25 protein-coding genes and 1 pseudogene are annotated in these 21,329 nt (G+C 71.1%); 13 read left to right on the forward strand and 13 right to left on the reverse strand.

The window, feature by feature from the left end:
* Positions 1-66: 66 nt before the first annotated feature.
* Together OHO27_RS36055 and OHO27_RS36060 are read right to left on the reverse strand one after the other, a co-directional pair.
* Positions 67-699: an FMN-binding negative transcriptional regulator gene (locus OHO27_RS36055; protein WP_328429123.1), complete on the reverse strand. Its 633-nt coding sequence runs from the start codon at positions 697-699 to the stop codon at positions 67-69.
* Positions 699-1,382 carry a pyridoxamine 5'-phosphate oxidase family protein gene (locus OHO27_RS36060; RefSeq protein WP_328429124.1) on the reverse strand — a complete coding sequence of 228 codons (684 nt, stop codon included), beginning with the start codon at positions 1,380-1,382 and terminating at the stop codon, positions 699-701. Before OHO27_RS36060 ends, OHO27_RS36055 begins: the two co-directional genes overlap by 1 nt.
* A 71-nt stretch (positions 1,383-1,453) precedes the next feature.
* On the opposite strand from OHO27_RS36060, the gene OHO27_RS36065 reads away from it, so the two are divergent.
* Entirely contained in the window at positions 1,454-2,785 is a 1,332-nt protein-coding gene (locus OHO27_RS36065; RefSeq protein WP_328429125.1) for an aminotransferase class I/II-fold pyridoxal phosphate-dependent enzyme, read from the forward strand.
* Positions 2,786-2,809: 24 nt separating this feature from the next.
* Here OHO27_RS36065 and OHO27_RS36070 read toward each other — a convergent pair.
* A pseudogene (locus OHO27_RS36070) lies at positions 2,810-3,804 on the reverse strand (DMT family transporter).
* Between the two features lie 74 nt (positions 3,805-3,878).
* Here OHO27_RS36070 and OHO27_RS36075 point away from each other — a divergent pair.
* Complete coding sequence (locus OHO27_RS36075; RefSeq protein ID WP_328429126.1) at positions 3,879-4,787, forward strand: LysR family transcriptional regulator; 909 nt, start codon at positions 3,879-3,881, stop codon at positions 4,785-4,787.
* Positions 4,788-4,793: 6 nt separating this feature from the next.
* Here OHO27_RS36075 and OHO27_RS36080 read toward each other — a convergent pair whose 3' ends face one another.
* The gene (locus OHO27_RS36080; RefSeq protein WP_328429127.1) at positions 4,794-5,261 is read right to left on the reverse strand and encodes a pyridoxamine 5'-phosphate oxidase family protein; all 468 of its coding nucleotides are present in this window, start codon (positions 5,259-5,261) and stop codon (positions 4,794-4,796) included.
* Between the two features lie 140 nt (positions 5,262-5,401).
* Between OHO27_RS36080 and OHO27_RS36085 the strand changes: the two genes are divergently transcribed.
* A complete protein-coding gene (locus OHO27_RS36085) occupies positions 5,402-6,052 on the forward strand; it encodes a cysteine hydrolase (RefSeq protein ID WP_328429128.1) in 651 nt (216 codons plus the stop codon).
* On the opposite strand, the gene OHO27_RS36090 is transcribed toward OHO27_RS36085, so the two are convergent.
* Complete coding sequence (locus OHO27_RS36090) at positions 6,039-6,524, reverse strand: Rieske (2Fe-2S) protein (RefSeq protein WP_328429129.1); 486 nt, start codon at positions 6,522-6,524, stop codon at positions 6,039-6,041. The two genes, OHO27_RS36085 and OHO27_RS36090, sit on opposite strands and share 14 nt — an antisense overlap.
* A 220-nt stretch (positions 6,525-6,744) precedes the next feature.
* Here OHO27_RS36090 and OHO27_RS36095 point away from each other — a divergent pair, with 220 nt between their 5' ends.
* Positions 6,745-7,509, forward strand: coding sequence for a HipA family kinase (locus OHO27_RS36095; protein WP_328429130.1), 765 nt, complete (start codon positions 6,745-6,747; stop codon positions 7,507-7,509).
* A complete protein-coding gene (locus OHO27_RS36100) occupies positions 7,506-7,922 on the forward strand; it encodes a DUF3037 domain-containing protein (protein WP_328429131.1) in 417 nt (138 codons plus the stop codon). The genes OHO27_RS36095 and OHO27_RS36100 overlap by 4 nt, the downstream gene beginning before the upstream one ends.
* 35 nt (positions 7,923-7,957) lie before the next feature.
* Here the strand turns inward: OHO27_RS36100 and OHO27_RS36105 are convergent, their stop codons facing one another.
* Positions 7,958-8,494 (reverse strand): excalibur calcium-binding protein, encoded by a 537-nt coding sequence (locus OHO27_RS36105; protein ID WP_328429132.1) that lies wholly within the window; start codon positions 8,492-8,494, stop codon positions 7,958-7,960.
* A 297-nt stretch (positions 8,495-8,791) separates the two neighbouring features.
* Between OHO27_RS36105 and fabG the strand changes: the two genes are divergently transcribed.
* From fabG to OHO27_RS36130, 5 genes are all read left to right on the forward strand, one after another.
* Positions 8,792-9,553 carry a 3-oxoacyl-ACP reductase FabG gene (gene fabG, locus OHO27_RS36110; protein WP_328429133.1) on the forward strand — a complete coding sequence of 254 codons (762 nt, stop codon included), beginning with the start codon at positions 8,792-8,794 and terminating at the stop codon, positions 9,551-9,553.
* Between the two features lie 19 nt (positions 9,554-9,572).
* On the forward strand, positions 9,573-10,334 hold the full coding sequence (locus tag OHO27_RS36115; protein WP_328429134.1) for an SDR family oxidoreductase: 762 nt from the start codon (positions 9,573-9,575) through the stop codon (positions 10,332-10,334).
* A 227-nt stretch (positions 10,335-10,561) separates the two neighbouring features.
* Positions 10,562-12,142, forward strand: a complete 1,581-nt coding sequence (locus tag OHO27_RS36120; protein ID WP_328429135.1) for an ABC transporter substrate-binding protein — start codon at positions 10,562-10,564, stop codon at positions 12,140-12,142.
* 118 nt (positions 12,143-12,260) lie between these two features.
* A complete protein-coding gene (locus OHO27_RS36125) occupies positions 12,261-12,944 on the forward strand; it encodes a uracil-DNA glycosylase (protein WP_328429136.1) in 684 nt (227 codons plus the stop codon).
* 120 nt (positions 12,945-13,064) lie between these two features.
* Positions 13,065-13,535 carry a hypothetical protein gene (locus tag OHO27_RS36130; protein ID WP_328430653.1) on the forward strand — a complete coding sequence of 157 codons (471 nt, stop codon included), beginning with the start codon at positions 13,065-13,067 and terminating at the stop codon, positions 13,533-13,535.
* Positions 13,536-13,649: 114 nt separating this feature from the next.
* Here the strand turns inward: OHO27_RS36130 and OHO27_RS36135 are convergent, their stop codons facing one another.
* From OHO27_RS36135 to OHO27_RS36145, 3 genes are all read right to left on the reverse strand, one after another.
* A complete protein-coding gene (locus OHO27_RS36135) occupies positions 13,650-14,150 on the reverse strand; it encodes a hypothetical protein (protein WP_328429137.1) in 501 nt (166 codons plus the stop codon).
* A 112-nt stretch (positions 14,151-14,262) separates the two neighbouring features.
* Entirely contained in the window at positions 14,263-14,772 is a 510-nt protein-coding gene (locus tag OHO27_RS36140; RefSeq protein WP_328429138.1) for a DinB family protein, read from the reverse strand.
* A gap of 57 nt (positions 14,773-14,829) precedes the next feature.
* Positions 14,830-15,420, reverse strand: coding sequence for a TetR/AcrR family transcriptional regulator (locus OHO27_RS36145; RefSeq protein WP_328429139.1), 591 nt, complete (start codon positions 15,418-15,420; stop codon positions 14,830-14,832).
* A 104-nt stretch (positions 15,421-15,524) separates the two neighbouring features.
* Between OHO27_RS36145 and OHO27_RS36150 the strand changes: the two genes are divergently transcribed.
* Together OHO27_RS36150 and OHO27_RS36155 are read left to right on the forward strand one after the other, a co-directional pair.
* Positions 15,525-16,751, forward strand: a complete 1,227-nt coding sequence (locus OHO27_RS36150; protein WP_328429140.1) for an FAD-dependent monooxygenase — start codon at positions 15,525-15,527, stop codon at positions 16,749-16,751.
* Positions 16,723-17,628, forward strand: coding sequence for a Gfo/Idh/MocA family protein (locus OHO27_RS36155; RefSeq protein ID WP_328429141.1), 906 nt, complete (start codon positions 16,723-16,725; stop codon positions 17,626-17,628). The genes OHO27_RS36150 and OHO27_RS36155 overlap by 29 nt, the downstream gene beginning before the upstream one ends.
* Here OHO27_RS36155 and lnt read toward each other — a convergent pair.
* The gene (gene lnt / locus OHO27_RS36160; protein ID WP_328429142.1) at positions 17,552-19,132 is read right to left on the reverse strand and encodes an apolipoprotein N-acyltransferase; all 1,581 of its coding nucleotides are present in this window, start codon (positions 19,130-19,132) and stop codon (positions 17,552-17,554) included. The two genes, OHO27_RS36155 and lnt, sit on opposite strands and share 77 nt — an antisense overlap.
* A gap of 110 nt (positions 19,133-19,242) precedes the next feature.
* Positions 19,243-19,728 carry a nuclear transport factor 2 family protein gene (locus tag OHO27_RS36165; RefSeq protein ID WP_328429143.1) on the reverse strand — a complete coding sequence of 162 codons (486 nt, stop codon included), beginning with the start codon at positions 19,726-19,728 and terminating at the stop codon, positions 19,243-19,245.
* Between the two features lie 60 nt (positions 19,729-19,788).
* Here OHO27_RS36165 and OHO27_RS36170 point away from each other — a divergent pair, with 60 nt between their 5' ends.
* A complete protein-coding gene (locus tag OHO27_RS36170; RefSeq protein WP_443059655.1) occupies positions 19,789-20,442 on the forward strand; it encodes a DUF4291 domain-containing protein in 654 nt (217 codons plus the stop codon).
* Positions 20,443-20,487: 45 nt separating this feature from the next.
* Here the strand turns inward: OHO27_RS36170 and OHO27_RS36175 are convergent, their stop codons facing one another.
* Both OHO27_RS36175 and OHO27_RS36180 read right to left on the reverse strand, forming a co-directional pair.
* A complete protein-coding gene (locus tag OHO27_RS36175; protein ID WP_078504336.1) occupies positions 20,488-20,667 on the reverse strand; it encodes a hypothetical protein in 180 nt (59 codons plus the stop codon).
* A gap of 135 nt (positions 20,668-20,802) precedes the next feature.
* Positions 20,803-21,321 carry a DUF1877 family protein gene (locus tag OHO27_RS36180; protein WP_328429145.1) on the reverse strand — a complete coding sequence of 173 codons (519 nt, stop codon included), beginning with the start codon at positions 21,319-21,321 and terminating at the stop codon, positions 20,803-20,805.
* Positions 21,322-21,329: the final 8 nt, after the last annotated feature.

Below are 21,329 nucleotides of genomic sequence, written 5' to 3' on the forward strand. Positions count from 1 at the left end.
AGGGGCCCCGCACCGCCCGGTGCGGGGCCCCTCGGGTGAGCGGAGGGTCGTTGAGCGCCCGCTCGCTCAGGCCGGCCGTCGACGCAGCATGTGCTCGCGAGCCGCCGCGTCACCCCGACCGGCCCGTTCCGTCAGCTTCACGGCGATCCGGTCCTGCACCTGCGCCGTGCGCCTGCCCGCGTACTTGAACTTCGCGCGGACGCCGGTGACTTCGAGCCGCAGCCCGCGGACGCCGGACAACAGCCTGCCGAACGGCGCCTCGCCGACCGCGACCTCCGCCGAGCCTCCCTCCGGCTGGAAGTGGCCGACCTGGCGGTTGAGCAGCTCGGCCTTCTCGGCCGGGTCGTCCACGACACGGGCCCGGCAGCGCAGTTGGACCGCCGCGTAGAAGCTGGTCGGTTCGCCGTGCTCGGGTGCCTGGTCCGGTGCCGCCTGCCACGGGCCGGGCACGTAGGCGTAGTCGTCGACCACGCTCAGCACGACCTCGGGGTGCGCCAGCAGTGCGGGCCACATCGGGTTCGGGCGGGCCAGGTGGGTGACGACCTCGCCGCGCTCGGCGTCGTACGCGAAGTGCAGTGGCTGGGCGAACGGCGGCTCGCCCTCCGGGCCGTTGACCACGAGGTGCCCGAAGTCGTGGACGGCCAGCCACCGCTGCCACTCGTCGTCGTCGCGGGGCGCGTCCCAAGGGTGTATCAGCATCACAGCGCCCTGAGGTAGTCGGGGAGTTCGGTGCCGGGAGCCAGATCCGGGTCGCCGACGGGGGCGTCGTAGCCCCTGCGCAGGGGGACGACGCCGGCCCAGTGGGGGAGGGTGAGGTCCTCGGGCTCGTCGTTCACGCCGCCGGTGCGGAGCTTGGCGGAGACCTCGTCGAGGTCGAGGCGGATGACGGCGGTGGCGGCCAGTTCCTTCTTGCTGGCGGGCCGTGAGTCCCGGGACCGGCCGGCCACGACGTGGTCGACGAGCGCGTCCAGGGCGGTCCGCTTCTCCTGTGTGTCCGTCACGTCGTACGCGGTGCCGTGCACCACCACGGACCGGTAGTTGATCGAGTGGTGGAAGGCCGAGCGGGCCAGGATCAGCGCGTCGACATGTGTGACCGTCAGGCACACCGGCAGTCCCGGGTCGGCCCGGCCGGTCATCCGCAGCGGGCGCGAACCCGTCGAGCCGTGGACGTAGAGGGTCTCGCCGACCCGGGCGAACAGCGTGGGCAGCACGACCGGTGCGCCGTCGCGGACGAAGCCGAGGTGGCAGACGTAGGCCTGGTCGAGTAGCGCGTGCACGAGCTCCTTGTCGTACGAGGCCCGGTCCGGGGAGCGCGTGGGGACCGTGCGGTCGGTCGCCGGATAGGCGGCGGGCTGCTGCGTCGGCTGTGTGGTCCCCTGCATTTCGGTCTCCCTTGCGATGCGCCTAGCGATGCGTCTTGCGATCTCTATTGCACTAGTGCATAATTTGGTTTGTGCTAGAAGGATATCGGATCGAAGGGCGTCGCGCAGCGGACATTGCGTCGAGCGTCGAGCGTGCGGTGGGTGCCGGTGACCTGGAGCCGGGTCAACTTCTGCCGCCCATGCGGGAGTTGGCGGTGGAGCTGGGCGTCAATCCCAATACCGTCGCGGCCGCCTACCGGATCCTGCGGGAGCGCGGGGTCATCGAGACGGCGGGGCGCCGGGGCAGCCGGGTGCGGCCCAAGCCGGCCACGACCGGGCGCGAGTCCATCCGGGTGGACGTGCCGGAGGGCGTACGGGACGTGGCCGGCGGCAACCCTGACCCCGCGCTGCTGCCGCCCCTGGCCAAGGCGTTCGCCGCGGCCGCCGAGCAGAACGACCGGGAGCCTGTCCTGTACGGGGACGCGGCCGTGGAACCGGAGCTGGCGCGCAGCGCGCGGGCCGCATTCGACGCCGACGGCGTCCCGGACGGGCCGATCGCAGTCGCCTCCGGCTCGCTCGACGTGATCGAACGGGTCCTCGCGGCCCACCTCAGGCCCGGCGACACCGTTGCCGTCGAGGACCCCGGCTGGGGCAGCCTGCTCGACCTCGCCCCCGCCGTCGGACTGCGGACCGCCCCGGTCGGCGTGGACGACGAGGGCCCGCTGCCGGACGACGTGCGCCGGGCCCTGGAGGCGGGCGCACGCGCCCTGATCGTCACCGACCGGGCGCAGAACCCGACGGGCGCAGTCGTGACCGCCGCACGCGCGCGTGCCCTGCGCTCCGTGCTGACGGACCATCCCGACGTCCTGCTCATCGAGGACGACCACGGGCACGGCATCGTCGACCTGCCCCTGCACGCCCTCGCCGGCACCACCCACAACTGGGCCTTCGTCCGCTCGGCCGCCAAGGCCTACGGCCCCGACCTGCGGCTCGCCGTCTTCACCGGCGACCCCGTCACCGTCGACCGGGTACGCGGCCGCCAGCGCCTCGGTCCCGGCTGGGTGAGCCGCCTCGGCCAGCGGGCCCTGGTGCGGCTGTGGGCCGAGGGCGCCGTCGACCCGGCGAGGGTGGCAGCGGCGTACGCCGCTCGCCGCGACGCGCTGATCGCCGCGCTGGCGGAGCGGGGGATCACGGCGCACGGCCGCAGCGGCCTGAACGTGTGGGTCCCGGTGCCCGACGAGACGGGCGCGGTGGCCCGGCTGCTGCACGCCGGCTGGGCGGTGGCGCCGGGCGCGCGATTCCGGATGAGCGCTCCACCCGGAATCCGCATCACGGTCGCGACTCTCGCCCCGGACGAGGTCACCCCGCTGGCCGACGCGGTGGCGACGGCGGTGGCGTCGACGCCGGCGAGGGGCTACGCCTGACGCGGCTGGGCACGCCGGCCTGCATCAGGCGCCCCGCTTCACCTGAGTGAGCGCGGCCCCCACAAGAACGATCACCGCCCCGACCGGTGTGGTCCAGGCCAACGACTCGCCGAGCACAGCGACACCGGCCACCGTGGCAATGACGGGAATGAAGTACGTGACCATCTGGGCCGTGGTCGGCCCGACCTCCGCGACCAGCCCGTACTGAATCAGAACCGCGAGCCCCGTCCCGAGCGCTCCCAACGCCACGACCGCGAGCAGCGGCAGTATCGGAAAGCGGGTCGGCACGGAGGTGAACATCGGCGTCACAACGGCAATTTGCACCGCTGCGAGCAGCAACTGCGCACCGGTGAGCGACAGATGCGACTCAGCCGAGCCGGCCAGCGTGCGTCGGACGTATATCCAGCCGATCGGGTAGCTCAAAGAGGCCAGCAGCGCCATCGCCGTCCCCGTGGCATCCAGCCCGTGAAAGCCCTGCCACGCCCCGAGCACGGTCAGAACTCCGAGGAAGCCGACGCCGAGCCCGGCGACCCTGATCCGGGTCGGCCGGTCCTCCGAGAGGGCGACCAGGGACAGGGCCATCCCCCACAGCGGCGAGGTCGCGTTGCAGATACCCGCGAGTGTGGACGGGATCGTCAGCTCGGAGTACGCGAACAGGGAGAACGGCAGCGCGTTGAGCAGGAACGCGGCGACTGCCAGATGCCCCCAGGTCCGCGCCCCCCGCGGCAGCCGCTCCCGCTTCACCGCCATCGCGACCGCGAGCACCGCCGTGCCGAACACCAGCCGCCCCAGCGTGACCTGGAAGGGGCGTAGCCGTCGGTGCCCACCTTGATGAGCAGGAAGCTGAAGCCCCAGAGCAGGGACAGCGCGGCGAAGCGCAGCCGCCAGTCGAGGCGGGGGTGCGGCGCGGCCTCGGCCGGTTCGTGGGAGGCGGGGCCGGTCGAGGCGGAGTCAGTGGAGGCGGTGCTGGTGGAGACGGAGCCAGGGCAGGCGGAGCCGGTGGAGGAGGCGATGCTCATGGCAGCAACGGTCCGCCACGCAATCTCGTAGCACAATCGAGATTTTCGGCGCAGTATCTCGTAGTATTGCTTACATGTTGAACCTGGAGCGCCTGCGCACCCTCGACGCCCTCGCTCGGCACGGCTCGGTCAGCGGTGCCGCCGAGGGCCTGCACATCACGACGTCGGCCGTTTCGCAGCAGATGTCCAAGCTGGAGCGGGAGGTCGGCCAGCAGCTCCTCGCCAAGAACGGCCGGGGTGTGCGGCTCACGGACGCGGGGCTGCTGCTCGCCGAGCATGCGGCGCGCATCCTGTCGCAGGTCGAGCTCGCCCAGTCCGATCTGGAGGCACAGCGCGGCCAGGTGGTCGGTGAGCTGCGGCTCGTCGCGTTCCCCACCGCCCTGCGGGGCCTGTTCCCCGCCGCGCTCACCACGCTGCGGGCCGGCCATCCGGCGCTGCGTCTGCGGACGCGGGAGCTGGAGCCCGAGGACGGGGTCGCCGCGGTGGTCCGGGGGGACGCCGACGTGGCCGTTGTCCTCGACTGGTACAACAAGCCGCTGCCCATGCCGGAGGGACTCGCCAAGGCCGCGATCCTCGACGACCGCGTGGAGATCGCCATGCCCGAGGGGCACCCGCTCGCCGAACGGCGGGAGGTCGACCTGGAGGACTTCGCGGACGACGAGTGGGTCGCCTGGCCCGAGGGCGAGTTCTGTCACGAGTGGCTGGTCTACACGCTGCGCACCAAGGGCATCGAGCCCCGTATCGCCCATCGCGCGGAGGAGCATCACACCCAACTCGCGCTGGTCGCGGCCGGGTTGGGCGTCTGTGTCGCGCCCCGGCTGGGCCGTGACCCGATGCTGCCCGGGGTGCGGGTCGTGCCCGTCCGTGATCGGGTCCACCGGTACGTGTACGCGGTGTGGCGCGCGGACGCCGACCGCCGCCCGTCGATCCGGGCGGCGGTGGACGCCTTGCAGGCGGCGGCCGAGAAGATCGCCGGAGACTGAGACTCGCTAGCGCGACCCCAGTTTCCGGAAGTCCCAGGACACGATCTTCTGTGGCGTCAGCCGCATCCAGGCGTGCCTGCCGTCGTGCGGCATCTCGTCGAGGCCGAAGTTCTTGCGCGCGAACAGTGTCTCGGGGACGTCGAGTTCTGCGCGCAGCTCGCCGACGCGCGGGATCTCGCCCACGAACTCGACGGTGCCGGACAGTTCGACGCCGCGCAGCTGCTCGTACTCCTCACCCGTGTCGATCACGACGGCGACCCGCGGATCGCGGCGCAGCTCGGTCCACCGCTTGCTGCGGACCACCGAGTACAGCCACAGCGAGTTGCCGTCCCAGGCGAACCACAGCGCGCTGACATGCGGGAAGCCGTCGGCGGACACCGTGGCGACCCGGCAGGTGCGCTGCGTGGCGAGGAACTCGTCCAGCTCACCGGGCGTCATCATGATCTTCCGGCCCCGGCGCTGAGTGACGGTCATGCGGCCCCCTCTTCTCTTCTCTCACGTCGTGCCAGAGGAGAGATCCTCTGACATCACGTCAGAAAAGGATGAGTCGTCTTCCGTCCACACGCAATGGTGGCTACGCTCGCCCGCCCACGCCGTCGGTCACAGGGGGAACCATGCCGTCGCCCGCAGAGCTCAGTGAACTCCTCGACCCCGCGACCACCGTCCTACTCACCGTCGAATGCCAGCAGGGCGTCGTCGGACCGGACAGTGCGCTGCCCGAACTCGCCAAGGAAGCCCGCTCCTCGGGCGCTCTCGGCAACGTCGCCCGGCTGGTCGCCGCCGCCCACGAGAGCGGCGTCCAGGTGATCCACGCGATCGCCGAACGCCGCCCCGACGGCCGCGGTGCCAACCACAATGCCCGCCTCTTCCGCGCAGCCGAACGGCTCCCCGTCCAGCAGTTGTCCGGAACGACGGCAGTACGCGTGGCGGCGCCGATCGAGGTCACCGAGGAGGACCTCGTCGTACGACGACTGCACGGCCTGTCCCCGATCCAGGGCACCGACGTCGACGCACTGCTGCGCAACCTCGGCTGCCGCACGCTCGTCGTCACCGGAGTCTCGGCCAACGTCGCGATCCCCAACACCGTCTTCGACGCGGTGAACCGGGGATACGTCGTGGTCGTGCCCCGGGACGCCATCGCCGGAGTGCCCTCCGACTACACCCCGGCGATGATCCGCCACACCCTCGCATTGGTCGCCACGGTCGCGACCACGGACGAGGTACTGGGCGGCCTCAAGCGCCCGTCCCGGGTCAGGCGAGCGTGATTGAGTCGCCCGACACGCTGATCTGCTTGGCGGCCAGCGGCTGGGTCGCGGGGCCCTTCTTCACGCTGCCGTCGAGAACGGAGAACTGGCTGCCGTGACAGGCACAGGAGAGGGTGTCCTCCTTGAGGTCCGTCATCGGGCAGTTCTGGTGGGTGCAGATCGTGGAGAAGGCCTTGTAGTCGCCCGCCGCGGGCTGTGAGACCACGACCTTCTCGTCGCTGAAGACCTTGCCACTGCCCTCCGGGATGTCGGCGGTCTTCGCGAGCGCCGCACCGCCCGCGCCGGCCCCGCCGGACGAGCCGCTCGCTTCGGTGGTCGCGCCGGCGCCGGCGCCCTGTTCGGTGGACGAGCCGGACGCGTCGTCGCCCGATCCGCACGCGGTCAGCGCAACGGCGAGCCCCGCCGCGCCGACCGCCGCCACGACGGTACGGCGGCTCGGACCCGACATGGGCTGAACTGATTCGCTGGTCATGCTGACGTTCCTTCCGGTCATTCGTGATCTGCCGAGAGGTACGGTCCATTCGGACCGGCTGTTCAGACGCTGTCGAAATCCTGACCCGGTCCCGACTGGACGTGGGTAAAGCGGAGCTGTCGGTTCCCTGTCGAGGGCTGTCGGTTTGCTGTCGACGCGGCGGCGCACCGCACCCCCGGGCCGCCCCCGGGCGCCGTCCCCACCCCAGTAACCTGGGGCGATGCTCAAGGAAGTCATCGCGACCCGCTACATCACGCCGCTGCGTGAGGGCGGCTCGCTGCCGGGACTCGTCGAGGCCGACGACTTCGGTACGTACGTCATGAAGTTCACCGGCGCCGGACAGGGCCGCAAGACGCTCGTCGCGGAGGTCGTCTGCGGTGAACTCGCCCGCAGGCTGGGCTTCCGGGTGCCTCGGCTGGTGACCGTGGAACTCGACACGGTGCTGGGGCTCGGCGAACCCGACCAGCAGGTACAGGAGTTGCTCAGGTCCAGCGGCGGCACCAACCTCGGCATGGACTTCCTCTCCGGCGCCCTCGGCTTCGACCCCCTCGCGTTCGCGGTGAGCCCCGAGGACGCCGGCCGAGTCGTCTGGTTCGACGCTCTCGTCAACAACGTCGACCGGTCCTGGCGCAACCCCAACCTGCTGATGTGGCAGGGCGAACTGTGGCTCATCGACCACGGCGCGACCATGATCTGGCAGCACAACTGGCCCGGCGCACAGGCCTCGGCGGAGCGCCCCTACGACGCCTCCGACCACGCCCTCGCCCGCTTCGTCCCCGACGTGCGGGCAGCCGCCGCCGAGTTGGCGCCGTTGGTCACCGAGGACCTGCTCACCGAGGTGACCGCCGAGATCCCGGACGCCTGGCTGGCCGGCGAGCCCGGCTTCGACACCGCGGACGACCTCAGGCGGGCCTACGCGCGGCCACTGCTGGCCCGGGCGGCCGTCGTCCACGAGCGCGTCAACGGAATCGAGGGGACCAAGTGAGCGACCGCCACTTCATCAGGCCGGGCCAGGGCGGCGACCGCGACGTCTTCGAGTACGCCGTCCTGCGCGTCGTACCCCGCGTCGAACGCGGCGAGTGCATCAACGCCGGAGTGCTCGTGTACTGCCGGGCGAAGTCCTACGTGGCTGCCCGGACCCACCTGGACGAGACCCGACTGCGGGCGCTGGACCCCGATGCCGACGTCGCCGGGGTGCGGGCCGCACTCCATGCCGTCGAGGGCGTCTGCGCGGGCGGCGACGCGGCGGGGCAGGCCGCGGGCGACGACCCGGGGCGACGCTTTCGCTGGCTGATCGCGCCCCGCTCGACGGTCGTGCAGCCCGGCCCGGTGCACACGGGGCTCACCGCCGATCCGGCGGCCGAGACGGAGCGACTGCTGGACCTGTTGGTGCGGTGACCGCCCCCGCGTCGGCACCGCACGCGCGCCGGGCGTCAGCCCCTGCGCCGCTTCAGCACGTAACCGGCGGCGAGAGCGGAGCCCGTGACGAAGGCCAGGCCGATGGCGATGTCCCAGCCGCCCGGGCCGGACGTCGTGGCGCCGCCGATCCCGCCTCGGGTGCCGCGGGTCGGCGTGGCAGTGGGACGAGGAGTCACAGGCGTGGCAGGCGTGGCGGGTGTGACAGGCGTGGCCGGCGTGATGGCAGCGGCTGGAGTCTCAGGCGTCACGGGCGCCGAGGAACGGGTCCTGGGGCGCGTCGTGGACGAGATGATGCCCCCGTCGTCCCCGTTGCCGCCGCGGTCCCCGTTGCCTCCGCGACGGGGCAGCGTCTCACAGGCGATCCCGTCGTCCCGTCCCTGATCCTCGTCGAGCCGATGAGGATCGCTGCGGTCCGAGTCGAAGAGAGCCTGCGCGTCCTCCTGGTGGGTGAAACTGCGGCAGTCCAGGTCTTGTGCGTGAGCGGGTTCGGCGAACGGCACAATCGCGGCGATCACGAACAGCGTGCCGACGGCACCGGTGCGACGGCGCATGGAGCGCCTCCTTTCCGGCCATCGATGACTTCGCGCTTCGACGCTAGGTGCCCTTGTGCTCGGCGGCTCGCAGCCGTAGGCCGTTCGGGTGTGCACGGCGGGACACGGCCGAGCGGGGACCATGGCTGGGTACGCCCGGTTCGCGTCGGTCGTACGGGGAATCGATCACACGCAGCCGGTCGGCCGTTGACACCGGGTGCCAGGGCTTCTAGCGTCACGTCTGCTGAAGGTACTAAGCGGTCGCTCACCATCGGGCGCTCCGCACGAGCCGCATCTCGAGGGCGAGGAGAACCAGCAATGTCCACCACTGAGCAGCGGGTCGCCGTGGTTACCGGCGGAGCGCGTGGCATCGGTGCCGCCACCGCCGTACGGCTGGCCGCAGAGGGCCGCGCGGTCGCCGTGATCGACCTCGACGAGGCCGCCTGCAAGGACACCGTGGAGAAGATCACCGCGGCCGGCGGCAAGGCCATCGCAGTCGGCTGCGACGTCTCCGACGAGGCACAGGTCGAGGCGGCCGTCGCGCGGATCGCCGAGGAGCTCGGCGCTCCGACGATCCTGGTCAACAACGCGGGTGTGCTCCGCGACAACCTGCTGTTCAAGATGAGCGTCGCCGACTGGGACACCGTCATGAACGTGCACCTGCGCGGCGCCTTCCTGATGTCCAAGGCCTGCCAGAAGCACATGGTGGACGCGGGCTTCGGCCGGATCGTCAACCTCTCCTCGTCCTCCGCGCTGGGAAACCGGGGCCAGGTCAACTACTCGGCCGCCAAGGCCGGCCTCCAGGGCTTCACCAAGACCCTCGCCAAGGAGCTCGGCAAGTTCGGCGTCACCGCCAACTCCGTCGCCCCCGGCTTCATCGCCACCGAGATGACCAAGGCCACCGCCGACCGCGTCGGCATGGGCTTCGAGGACTTCAAGGCCGCCGCCGCCACCCAGATCCCGGTCGCGCGGGTCGGCGAGCCGGACGACATCGCCAACGCCATCGCCTTCTTCACGGGCGAGGCGGCCGGATTTGTCTCCGGCCAGGTGCTGTACGTCGCCGGCGGACCGCTCGACTAGGAACTGGGAAGACACGGACATGACTGAACTGCCTGAACTCTCCGGCAAGGTCGCCCTCGTCACGGGCGCCAGCCGAGGCATCGGCTACGGCGTCGCCGAGGCGCTCGTCGCACGCGGCGACCGCGTGTGCATCACCGGCCGCAACGAGGACGCCCTCAAGGAGGCCGTCGAGCAGCTCGGCGCCGAGCGCGCCATCTACGTGGCCGGCAAGGCGCACGACGAGGCCCACCAGGCCGTCGCCGTCGAGCGCACCATGGAGGCCTTCGGCCGCGTCGACCACCTGGTCAACAACGCCGGTACGAACCCGGTGTTCGGGCCGATCGCCGACCTCGACCTGGGAGTCGCGCGCAAGGTCTTCGAGACCAACGTGATCTCGGCGCTCGGCTTCGCGCAGAAGACCTGGCACGCCTGGCAGAAGGACAACGGCGGCGCGATCGTCAACATCGCCTCCGTCGCGGGCATCGCGCCCTCGCCGTTCATCGCGGCCTACGGCGTCAGCAAGGCCGCGCTGATCAACCTGACCCAGCAGCTGGCGCACGAGTTCGCGCCCAAGGTGCGGGTCAACGCGATCGCCCCGGCCGTGGTGAAGACCAAGTTCGCGCAGGCCCTGTACGAGGGCCGGGAGGCGGAGGCCGCCGCGGCCTACCCGCTGGGCCGGCTCGGCGTGCCCTCCGACATCGGTGGCGCCGCCGCGTTCCTCACCTCGGACCAGTCCGACTGGGTCACCGGGCAGACGCTGGTCGTCGACGGCGGCATCTTCCTCAACGCCGGCGTCGGCTGACGGACGGGCCCGCGGCACGGCCGACACGGCACCTCGACACGGGCGCCGCTGGACACCAGCGGCGCCCGTGTCGGCGTATCAGGAAATCCTGATCAGGAGACGAAGGACGGGTGACAACGTAGTCACCGCAAGATCGAACAAGTGCTCATTGAGACGGGAGGTCCAACGGCCGGAACACTGCGGTATGGTCTGCCGACCCTTGGTATGGCAGATCGAGGAGCGTGCGCGTGTTCAACCGGATCCGACGCCTGCGGCAGGTGGCGGCCATCGCGTCCATATCGTCCCTGGTGGCAGGATGCGGAGTCCTTTCGTCCGACTCGACGGACGAGGAGGGGCCGATCGTCGTGGGGACCACCGCGGCCCCCAGCACCCTTGATCCCGCCGCGTCCTGGGACAGCTCCTGGGAACTGTTCCGCAACATTTATCAGACACTGCTCAGCTACCCCTCCGGCTCGACGGCCCCTGAGCCCGACGCCGCCGAGAGCTGCCAGTTCACCGACAGCTCGAGCATGAAGTACCAGTGCGAGCTGCGCGAGGGCCTGAAGTTCTCCGACGGGCACGCGCTCGACGCGAAGGCCGTCAAGCACTCGATCGACCGGATCCGGAAGATCAACGTCAACGGTGGCCCCGCCGGACTGCTCGGCAGCCTCGAACGAGTCCAGGTGCTGAACGACCGCGAGATCGTCTTCCACCTCAACAAGGCCGACGCCACCTTCCCGTTCGTGCTCGCCACGCCCGCGATGTCGATCGTCGACCCCGAGGACTACCCGGCGGACAAGCTGCGCGAGGACGGCACGATCGTCGGATCCGGGCCGTACACCCTGGAGTCCTACGAGGAGGGCAAGCGAGCCGAGCTCGTCAAGAACGACGGCTACCAGGGATACGCGGAGCGCAAAAACGATGCGGTAACCATCCGTTACTTCCAGGACTCGCCCCCCATGGTCGCGGCCCTGCGCAACAAGGAGCTCGACGTCGCCTTCCGTGGCCTCGCCGCCGACGACATCGTCGACCTCCAGGCCGACGATGACGACGAGCTGCAGCTGATCGAGGGCTCCGGCACCGAGATCAACTACCTGGTCTTCAACCCGAAGGACCCGATGGCCGGCAAGTCCGCCGTCCGCAAGGCCATGGCCCAGGTCATCGACCGCCCGGCGATCGCCCACAAGGTCTACCGGGACACCGTCGAGCCGCTGTACTCCATGGTCCCCAAGGGCCTGACCGGACACACCACGGGCTTCTTCGACGACTACGGCGAGCCCGACGCGGACAAGGCCCGCTCGATCCTCACCGACGCGGGCATCACGACCCCCGTCCGGCTCACCCTCTGGTACACCAGCGACCGCTACGGCTCCGCGACCAAGGCGGAGTTCGAGGAGCTGAAGAGCCAGCTCGACAAGTCCGGCCTCTTCGACATCACGCTGAAGAGCCGCCCGTGGAAGACGTACGTCGCCGGTTACCAGAAGGGTGAGTACCCGGTGTTCGGGCGTGGCTGGTTCCCCGACTTCCCGGACGCCGACAACTTCATCGCGCCGTTCGTCGGCGAGCAGAACGCGCTCGGCACGCCGTACGTGACGCCCAAGATCACCGAGACCCTGCTGCCCAATTCCCGCGCCCAGAGCGACCGGGCCAACGTCGTCAAGGACTTCGAGGACGCCCAGCGCATCCTCGTCGACGACGCGCGGCTGCTGCCGCTGTGGCAGGGCCGGCAGTACGTGGCCGCGAGCGCCGAGGTCTCGGGCGCCGAACGGGCGCTGGACCCGTCGACGATCATGATGATGGGGGAGCTGTACCGCAAGACCAGCTGGTAGCGGTGGGATGTGCGGTGGGCGGGGCGATTGTCAGTGGCCGCCTGTAGGTTCTGAGGCCTGGAAGTGACCGCAGCGCGGTCGCCCCTCACCGTTCGCCGCACATCGTAAGGAAGTTGACGTGACCGACACCGCCATGCTACCCGAGTCCTGGCGCGGGGTTCTGGGCGACGAGCTTCAGCAGCCCTACTTCAAGGAGCTGACCGAGTTCGTCGAGGAGGAGCGGGCGAAGGGTCCCGTCCACCCGCCGCGCGACGAGGTCTTCGCCGCGCTGGACGCGACGCCGTACGAGCAGGTGAAGGTCCTGATCCTCGGCCAGGACCCCTACCACGGCGAGGGCCAGGGCCACGGTCTGTGCTTCTCGGTGCGCCCCGGCGTGAAGACGCCGCCGTCGCTGCGCAACATCTACAAGGAGATGAAGGAGGAGCTCGGCCTCCCCGTCCCCGACAACGGCTATCTGATGCCCTGGGCCCAGCAGGGCGTCCTGCTGCTCAACGCGGTGCTGACGGTCCGCGGCGGCGAGGCCAACTCGCACAAGGGCAAGGGCTGGGAGAAGTTCACCGACGCGGTGATCCGGGCCGTGGCCCACCGGCCCGACCCTGCGGTGTTCGTGCTGTGGGGCAACTACGCGCAGAAGAAGCTCCCGCTCATCGACGAGACGCGGCACGTGGTGGTCAAGGGCGCGCATCCCTCGCCGCTGTCGGCGAAGAAGTTCTTCGGCTCCCGCCCCTTCACGCAGATCAACGACGCGGTGGCTCTGCAGGGGCACGACCCCATCGACTGGCGGATCCCCGACCTCGGCTGAGCCGCCCGCGGGCCGGTCCTGCCCCGGACCGGCCGGGTGCCGTACGGAGCGGCCTGACCCGGTTTGCCGGTGGGGGCCGTTAGCGTCGAGGGATCAGCCGACGAGGGCCCGGAGGACGCGGTGGCGGAGCGACAGGAGCGTACGGCGCCCGATGCCGTGCTGACGCGGATCGGGCAGGTCGTCATGCTGCATCACGCGGGGGACCGCGAGGAGGCCCGGCGCCGGCTGCTGGACCTGTGGACGGAGCTCGGCGAGGACGGCGACCCCCTGCACCGCTGCACCCTGGCGCACTACCTGGCCGATACACAGGACGACCCCTGTGACGAACTGGCCTGGGATCTGCGGGCGTTGACCGAGGCCGAGGGGGCCGGTGCCGGCGACGGACGTGACGCGCCGGCCGTACGGGCGCTGTATCCCTCGCTGCACCTGAATCTTGCCGCCGACTATGTGAAGCTCGACCGCGCCGAAGCCGCCCGCGTCCACCTGCGCCGGGCGCGGGGAGCGGCGGGTGCGTTGGCTGACGACAGATATGGGGACGGGGTACGGGCGGAGATCAGGCGGTTGGAGGTGCGGCTGGGTGAGGGGCCGTAGCGGCAGAAGGGGAGCGGGGACGGCCCGTAGCGGGAGCAGGCGGGAGGCCGGGGGCCGCGGCGGCACCAGGGCGGGCGGCGGATGTCCGCTCACCCGCCGCTGCTCACCGGCCGCTCAATGGCCGTACGTCTGCTCGCAGATCCTCGACTCCGGGCTGTCGGCCCGCCAGCCGCCGTACTGCTTGCCCAGCGCGCAGACGTTCGTGTTCTTCGGGACCTCCGGGCGGGTCGAATCCGGCACGTCGGGGATCTCGAACGGTGGCGCCTTCGGAACCTTGCGGGCCGGGCGGCGGGGCTCCTGGCGCTCGGGACGGGGGCGGGGGTGCGAGTCAGGGGCGGGTGGTGTGTGCGCCGTGGGCGGGGAGCCGGGGGACGTGGAGTGCGCAGCGGACGACGTGGGCGTCGGGCGGCGGGACGGGCCGATGAACGCCAGGGCCTCGCGGGCCGGTGCCTGCACGATCTCGGGGTCCCGGTGTCCGCTCGGGCGCGGCTCGGCCGGCTGCGACGGTGCCGTCGGCCCGTCGGACGTCGGCGGTCGCTCGACCGTCGTACAGCCGGAGAGGGCCGAGATGGCCACGGTGACCAGGAGCGTTGCGGTGGTCGTCGTTCGATGCACCCGCGCAACTCTGCTGGGTTCGGCGGCCGTTGGGACAGTGGACGAGCGAACCTTGCTCCCTACGGGTGATCTCTGACCCCGTAAGGGCGGCCCGGTCCCGCCGCGGCTGACGTCAGTCGCCGGTGGCGCCGTCGGCACGCTCGCGGAGCAGGTCGGCGTGGCCGTTGTGGCGGGCGTACTCCTCGATCATGTGGGTGATGATCCAGCGCAGATTGAAGGGCTCACCCCTGCGGCTCCTGCCCTTGGAGACGTCGTCCAGGCCGAGGCCGGCCGCATTGCGACGGGCGTTGTCGATCTCGGTCTGCCAAGTCGCGTGGGCCTCGTCCCAGGTGTCGGCCTCGGTGAAGTGGAAGTCGCCGTCCGGGTCGTCCTCGTTGCAGTAGAGGACCCCGAGGTCCTCGTCCAGGAGGATCTCGTGGAACCAGAACCGCTCCACCTCCGCCATGTGCCGCACCAGCCCCATCAGGGTCAGCTCGGACGGCTCCACGGAGGCGGTCCTGAGCTGGGCGTCGGTCAGGCCTTCGCACTTCCAGGCGAGAGTCTGCCGGTGGTAGTCCAGCCAGCCCTCCAGCATGGTGCGCTCGTCGGCGAGGGTGTCGGGCTCATGGCGTTCGATGGTCATGCCCGCATCGTTTCTCAACTCGGGCCGTTTGACGAGGAGTTTTCACGGCCGGACGGCTCACCGGCCGAACATCCCGTCGAGTAGTTCGCGCAGGCTCGCCCGCACCTCCGCCGGCCCCGGCGCCTGCGAGCTGAAGGACCCGGCGACACAGCTGAACATCAGCCCGTCCGCCCAGGCGACCAGGGACAGCACGTGCCGAGCCGGGTCCGTCGACCCCATCGCGCTCACCAGGGCGGTGAGCTGGTCGCGGAAGCGGGCGCCGGCCGCGTCGAAGTAGACGCGCAGCTCCGGGCGGCGCGTGGCTTCCAGGGCCAGTTCGTAGCGGGCCAGCGTCAGTTCGCGGTTGCGGGTGAGGGCGCGGTGAGTCGCCAGGGCCAGGCCGTCGACCAGCGAGTCGAGGCCGCCCCGCGGGTCGGGCAGCTCCTCCAGCGCCAGCACCCGCGCCTCGCGGTCGGCGAGCCGCCGCACCGCCAGCTCCAGCAGCGCCTGCCGGGTGCGCGCCAGATTGGACGTCGAGCCCTGGGGAAGCCCGGCCGTCTCGTCGACCGCCCGGTGCGTCAGCCCGCGCATCCCACGCTCGGCGATCAGCGCGAGGGCGGTGTCGGCGACGAGATCGGTGCGCGCGGCGCGCGGGGTGTGCTCGGACATGGAGATCAACCTACCTCTCGCACTACGTCTGTAGTACATCGGACTACATCTGTAGTACAGTCGGCCGCGTGAGTCACTACATCTGTAGTTACGCAGGAGGAGTCATGGCACAGTCCAAGCGGGCCGTCGTGATCGGCGGTGGCATCGGAGGCCTGACCGCGGCCGCGGCGCTGCACGGGATCGGCTGGGACGTCACGGTTCTGGAGCGGGCCCCGTCCCTGGAGCCGGTCGGTGCCGCCATCTCCCTCGCGCCCAACTCCCTGCGCGCGCTGGACGTCATCGGACTCGGCGACGAGATCCGCGATCTGGCCGCCTGGCAGGGCGACGGGGGAGTGCGCACACCTTCCGGACGCTGGCTCTCCCGCACCGACGCGGACGCCGTCGCCGCACGCTTCGGCGGCCCCCTCGTCCTCCTCCACCGGGCCACCCTCGTCAACAGCCTCGCCGCGCTCCTCCCGTCCGGGGCCGTCCGCACCGGGGTCGCCGCGACCGTCACCGACCCCGGCGACGCCGACCGTCCGGCGCGCGTGGCGACCTCGGACGACGAGATGGAGGCCGACCTCGTGGTGGCCGCCGACGGCATCCGGTCCGGCGTCCGCCCGGTGCTCTTCCCGGACCACCCCGGCACCGTCTACTCCGGTTTCACCACGTGGCGGGTCGTGGTCCCGGTGCCCGGCGCGGAGTTCGCCTCGCACGAGTCCTGGGGCCGGGGCCGCATCTGGGGCTCGCACCCGCTCAAGGACGGCCGGGTCTACGCCTACGCCGCCGCGATCACGCCCGCCGGAGAGCGGGCTTGCGACGACGAGAGGGCCGAACTGCTGCGCCGCTACGGCGACTGGCACGACCCGATCCCCGCGATCCTCGCCGCCGCCCGCCCCGAGGACGTCCTGCGCCACGACGTCCACCACATCGCCGAGCCGATGCCCGCCTACCACCGCGGACGGGTCGCCCTGGTCGGGGACGCCGCGCACGCCATGCCGCCGATGCTCGGGCAGGGCGGCAACCAGGCCATCGAGGACGCCGTGGTCCTCGCCCACCACTGCGGCGACCTCGCCGCCTACACGGCAGCCCGCCTCCCGCGTACGACCGCCCTCGCCCGTCAGGCCGTCAAGGTCGCCCGCCTCAACCTGATGACCGGACGCGCCGGGATCGCCGTGCGGAACGCCACGCTCGCGGGCCTGTCCAAGGTCGCGCCCGCACTCTTCCTGCGGAGCTTCGAGGCGATCGCCGACTGGGGGCCGCCGCAGCAGCCGTATGCTTCCAGGCAGACCCCGGCAGACAAGCAGTTGAGGAGAACACCCCGTGAAGGTCGGCTGCATCGGACTCGGTGACATCGCGCAGAAGGCCTACCTGCCGGTGCTCGGTGTGCAGCCCGGGGTCGAACTGCATCTGCAGACCCGTACGCCCGCGACCCTCGCCCGGGTCGCCGACGGCCTCCATCTGCCGCCGGAGCGTCGGCACACGGACCTCGACTCGCTCCTCGCCCAGGGCCTCGACGCCGCCTTCGTGCACGCGCCCACCGTCGTGCACCCGGAGATCGTGACCCGGCTGCTGGAGGCGGGCGTGCCGACGTACGTCGACAAGCCCCTCGCCTACCAACTCGCCGACTCGGAGCGGCTGGTGGCGCTCGCCGAGCGGCGGAACGTGAGCCTCGCCGTCGGCTTCAACCGGCGTTACGCCCCCGGGTACGCGCAGTGCGCCGACCATCCGCGCGAGCTGATCCTGATGCAGAAGAACCGCGTCGGGCTGCCGGAAGAGCCGCGCTCGATGATCCTGGATGACTTCATCCACGTCGTGGACACGCTCCGCTTCCTCGCGCCCGGTCCGGTCGACGACGTGAGCGTGCGAGCCCGCGTCGAGGCAGGACTGCTGCACCACGTCGTGCTGCAGCTCGCCGGGGACGGCTTCACCGCACTCGGCGTGATGAACCGGCTCAGCGGATCGGCCGAGGAGATCCTCGAGGTGTCCGGGCAGGACACCAAGCGTCAGGTCCTCAACCTCGCCGAGGTCGTCGATCACAAGGGCCAGCCGACCGTGCGGCGGCGCGGCGACTGGGTGTCGGTGGCCCGGCAGCGCGGCATCGAGCAGGTGGTGCTCGCCTTCCTCGACGCCGTGCGCGCGGGCAAGGTGCTCAGCGCCCGGGACGCGCTGGCGACCCATGAGCTGTGCGAGCGGGTCGTACGCGCGGTTCAGGAGCAGGGCGCCTGAACCGGGGACGCAGGGTCCGAACGCCCTCGGTCGCGGCCCACGCGGCAATGATCAGCAGTGCCGCCAGCAGCGGCCAGTCGCCGAAGCGGACGTACGGCGTGACACCGTCGGCCAGCGGAACCTCGTAGACCGTACTGGTGCTCTCGCTCGTCCCCAGCCAGGAACCAACGCGCTGCCCGCTGGGGCCGTACACGGCGGAGACGCCGGTCAGCGTCGCATGCACCATCGGCCGGCCGGTCTCTGCGGCGCGCAGTGCGGCGAGCGAGGCGTGCTGCTCCGGGGCCCAGCTCTGCTGGAACGTGGAGGTCGCCGACTGGGCGATCAGCACCTCCGCACCGCGGTCGACGAGGTTGCGGCTCATGTCGGAGAACGCGGACTCGAAGCAGACCATCGGGCCGATGCGCAGCCCGTGCCCGGCGTCCATCACGACCTGCTCCGTGCCCTGCCGGCGGTCCTCGGCGGCAGCCTTGCCGACGGAGGTGGCCCAGCCCAGCATCGAGCGCAGCGGTATGTACTCCCCGAAGGGCACCAGCCGCATCTTGTCGTAGCGGGCGCCGGTCGGGCCGTCCGGGCCGACGAGGATCGAGCTCTTGTAGATGCCGGGCCGGTCGGAGCGCTGCGCGTCCACGTTGACCAGGATGTTCGCCCCTGTCTCGCGGGACAGTGCCGCGAGCCGACGCGCGAAGTCGGGCCGGTCGTCGAGGTCGTAGCCGACGCTGCTCTCGCCCCAGACGACCAGGTCGACGCCCTGGCCGGCCAGCGCGCGGGTGAGCTGCTCCTCCCGGTCGAAACGCCGCTCGGGCCTGTCCGGGCCCTGGATGACGCCGGGCTGCACCACGGCTATCCGGACGCGGTCCTCGACGTCCGGGCGCGGGGACCACACCCAGGCGGCCGAGGCGGCGACGGCCGTGGCGAGCAGCCCGGCCAGCGCGGGGACCCGGCAGCTGCGCAGCACCACCAGCACGGCGACCGCGACGTTCACGGCCACGATCAGGAAGCTGATCAGCCACACGCCGCCCACCGAGGCGACCCGCAGCGCGGGTTCCACCTCCCACTGACTGGAGCCCAGCACGCCCCAAGGCCCGCCGAGTCCCTGCCAGGAACGGACGAGTTCGATCAGCAGCCAGCCGGACGGCAGCACGACGAGGGCCGCCGCGACCCGTCCCGGCGACGGCCGCGCGGCCAGGAAGCGGCGCACCAGCCAGCCCCAGGGGGCCCACAGCGCGCCCAGCAGGGCGGCGATGACGAACGTGAAGACATGCAGGTTCGGCAGCAGCCAGTGGTGCATCGCCAGCATGAAACCGAAGCCGCCCCACCAGCCGTCGTGCAGCGCCCGCCGTCCCGTCGGGGCGGAGCGCAGCAGCGCGATCCACGGCACCAGGGCGACGTACGCGAACCACCACCACGACGGCTCGGGGAAGGCCAGCACGGGCAGCGCGCCGGCCAGAACGGCGGTGATCGAACGCCGCCACGGGGAGGTGAGCCAGTGGTTGATCGTCTTCATGCATCGCCTCCTACCCCGTGGTTCTTCCAGTGTGAGGCCAGGCACTGACCCTGGGACAGTGGGCGTCCGCTCGGGTGATCACGCCGGGTGATCACGTCCGGTGATCAGGGTCAGGTGGTGACGGCCGGTGCGGTCCGGTCGGGCAGACGGCGCCACTTCTCCTGTACGACCACTTCGTGCAGCCGCCAGCCGTCGTCCGTGCGCAGCAGCCCGAAGGCGTAGCGGCCGCCGCACACGAAGTCGGGGGCGGAGGAACCGTCGCCGTTCGCGGCGAACCGCATCGGATTGATGTAGTCGGCCTGCACCCTGGCCGTGTCGCCGATGTCCTGTTCCAGGTTCCCGAAGCGCACCCTGCGGTTGACGATCAGGTGCTGGCGCATCGAGAACAGCCCCATGCTCTCCGCGAGCCACGTGGCGACGCTCCCGGCGTCCCCCTCGATCCCGCCTGCCGACCGGTAGTCCGCGCGTCCATCCGGGGTGAACAGACTCCGGTATGCCTCCCAGTCCCCGTCGTCCACGGCCACCGCGTACTCGGTGACCATTCCGTCGACTGCCATCCGGTCCCTCAGGGTGGCGACCTCCACACGCTGCGTCATCGGCTCAGTGTTGGGCATGAGGTGCATGGAGCCAAGGGGGCGTGCAGCGATATTCGGTGGATGGGGGTGCGCTCGGCGGGCGAGGCTGTTCCTGTGAACGATCAGAACGGCCGACCCGTCGAGCGTGAACCCAAGTTCCGTGTGCGCGCACAGCACACCGAGTCCACCGTCACCGTCTATCAGGCCTACCGGCCCGAGATCGGCCGGGCTGCGGCGGTAAGCGGGCGCTTTCCGCCTTCCTGGAGCCGCGACCGGATGACGTGGGTCAAGCCGTCGTTCCTCTGGATGATGTACCGCTGCGGCTGGGCCACCAAGGAGGGTCAGGAGACCGTCCTCGCCGTCGAGATCAGCCGCGAGGGCTTCGAGTGGGCGCTGCGGCACGCGTGCCTCTCGCACTACGTGCCTGTCCTGCACGACGACCGGGACGCCTGGAAGCGGCAGTTGAGGGCGGTGCCCGCGCGCGTGCAGTGGGATCCGGAGCGCGATCTGCGCCTCAGCCCTCTGCCGTACCGGTCCTTGCAGCTGGGGCTCGGAGGGGAGGCGGCGGCGAAGTACGCGGACGAATGGATCCTCGGCATCAAGGATGTGACGCCGCTCGCCACGGAGATGCAAGCGCGTGTGCGGGCGGGTGAACTGGAGTGTGCGGCCGAGTTGTTGCCGAACGAGCGGCCGTATCCGTTGGGTGAGGACGTCCTGGCGCACCTGGCCGCCTAGCCGCGGCCGAGCGTCAACCGGCGCTGCTCGCACCGGGTTCCGGCTTCAGGCCGCCTCGATGACCTCACCGCGGATCGCGGCCGCCCACTCGACGACCAACAGCTCGTACTCCGCGCGCTCCTGAGCGGACAGCGAGCCGCCCGCGCGCAGCCACAGGGCGCGGATCTCCTCGTTCACCTCGGCAGCAGACCGCACGGAACCAGGGCCTAAGGAATGGGGGGACATGCGGCCAAGCCTAGGGGCAAGGACTGACAGTGCGCTACCGGCCGGCTACGCAGAACGTATGTGATTGGTCACGGATTCCGCGGGGGGTGTTTGGGCGAGCGTCCGTACCGACTCACGGGTCAGCAGGTCGGACGGTCAGTCGGTCCACACGACCATGCACTGCCCGCGCCGCGCTGCGCCGCCGTAGAACTCCTGCATCGCGGTGAAGTGCTCGACAAGGTAGTCCCGTACGTCACCGGCGAATTCGCGGACGAAGCCGCACGCGGCGGCCGCGTCCATGGGATGGGACGGCAGCTCGGCCAGGAGGTCGTCCAGATCGACGGCGTAGAGGGCGCGGGCAATCTCCGCGACTGTGGCAGGGCCGAGGAGGCGGGGCGGGCCGTCGATGCCGTCGTGCACCTCATCCTGGTCGAGGAAGCCGATGTCCCCGCCGGGGTCCCCGGAGACGGCCCGGTCGAGCAGTGCGATCAGGCCTGCGTCGGTTCCCGTCGCGCGGCAGTACCGAATGAGGCCCCAGATCGCCCAGTCCGTGTCGAGGAGATCGGTCGGCGGTGGATGCCAACCGGGTGCTCCCCCTGGCGAGTCGAGTGCCGAGGTGCGACAGCGTTCGAGGTAGGCCGGGGTGACGCGGGCGAACTGCTGGGTGAGCGCCATGGACGGCG

Source organism: Streptomyces sp. NBC_00443 (genome assembly GCF_036014175.1).
Taxonomy (GTDB): domain Bacteria; phylum Actinomycetota; class Actinomycetes; order Streptomycetales; family Streptomycetaceae; genus Streptomyces.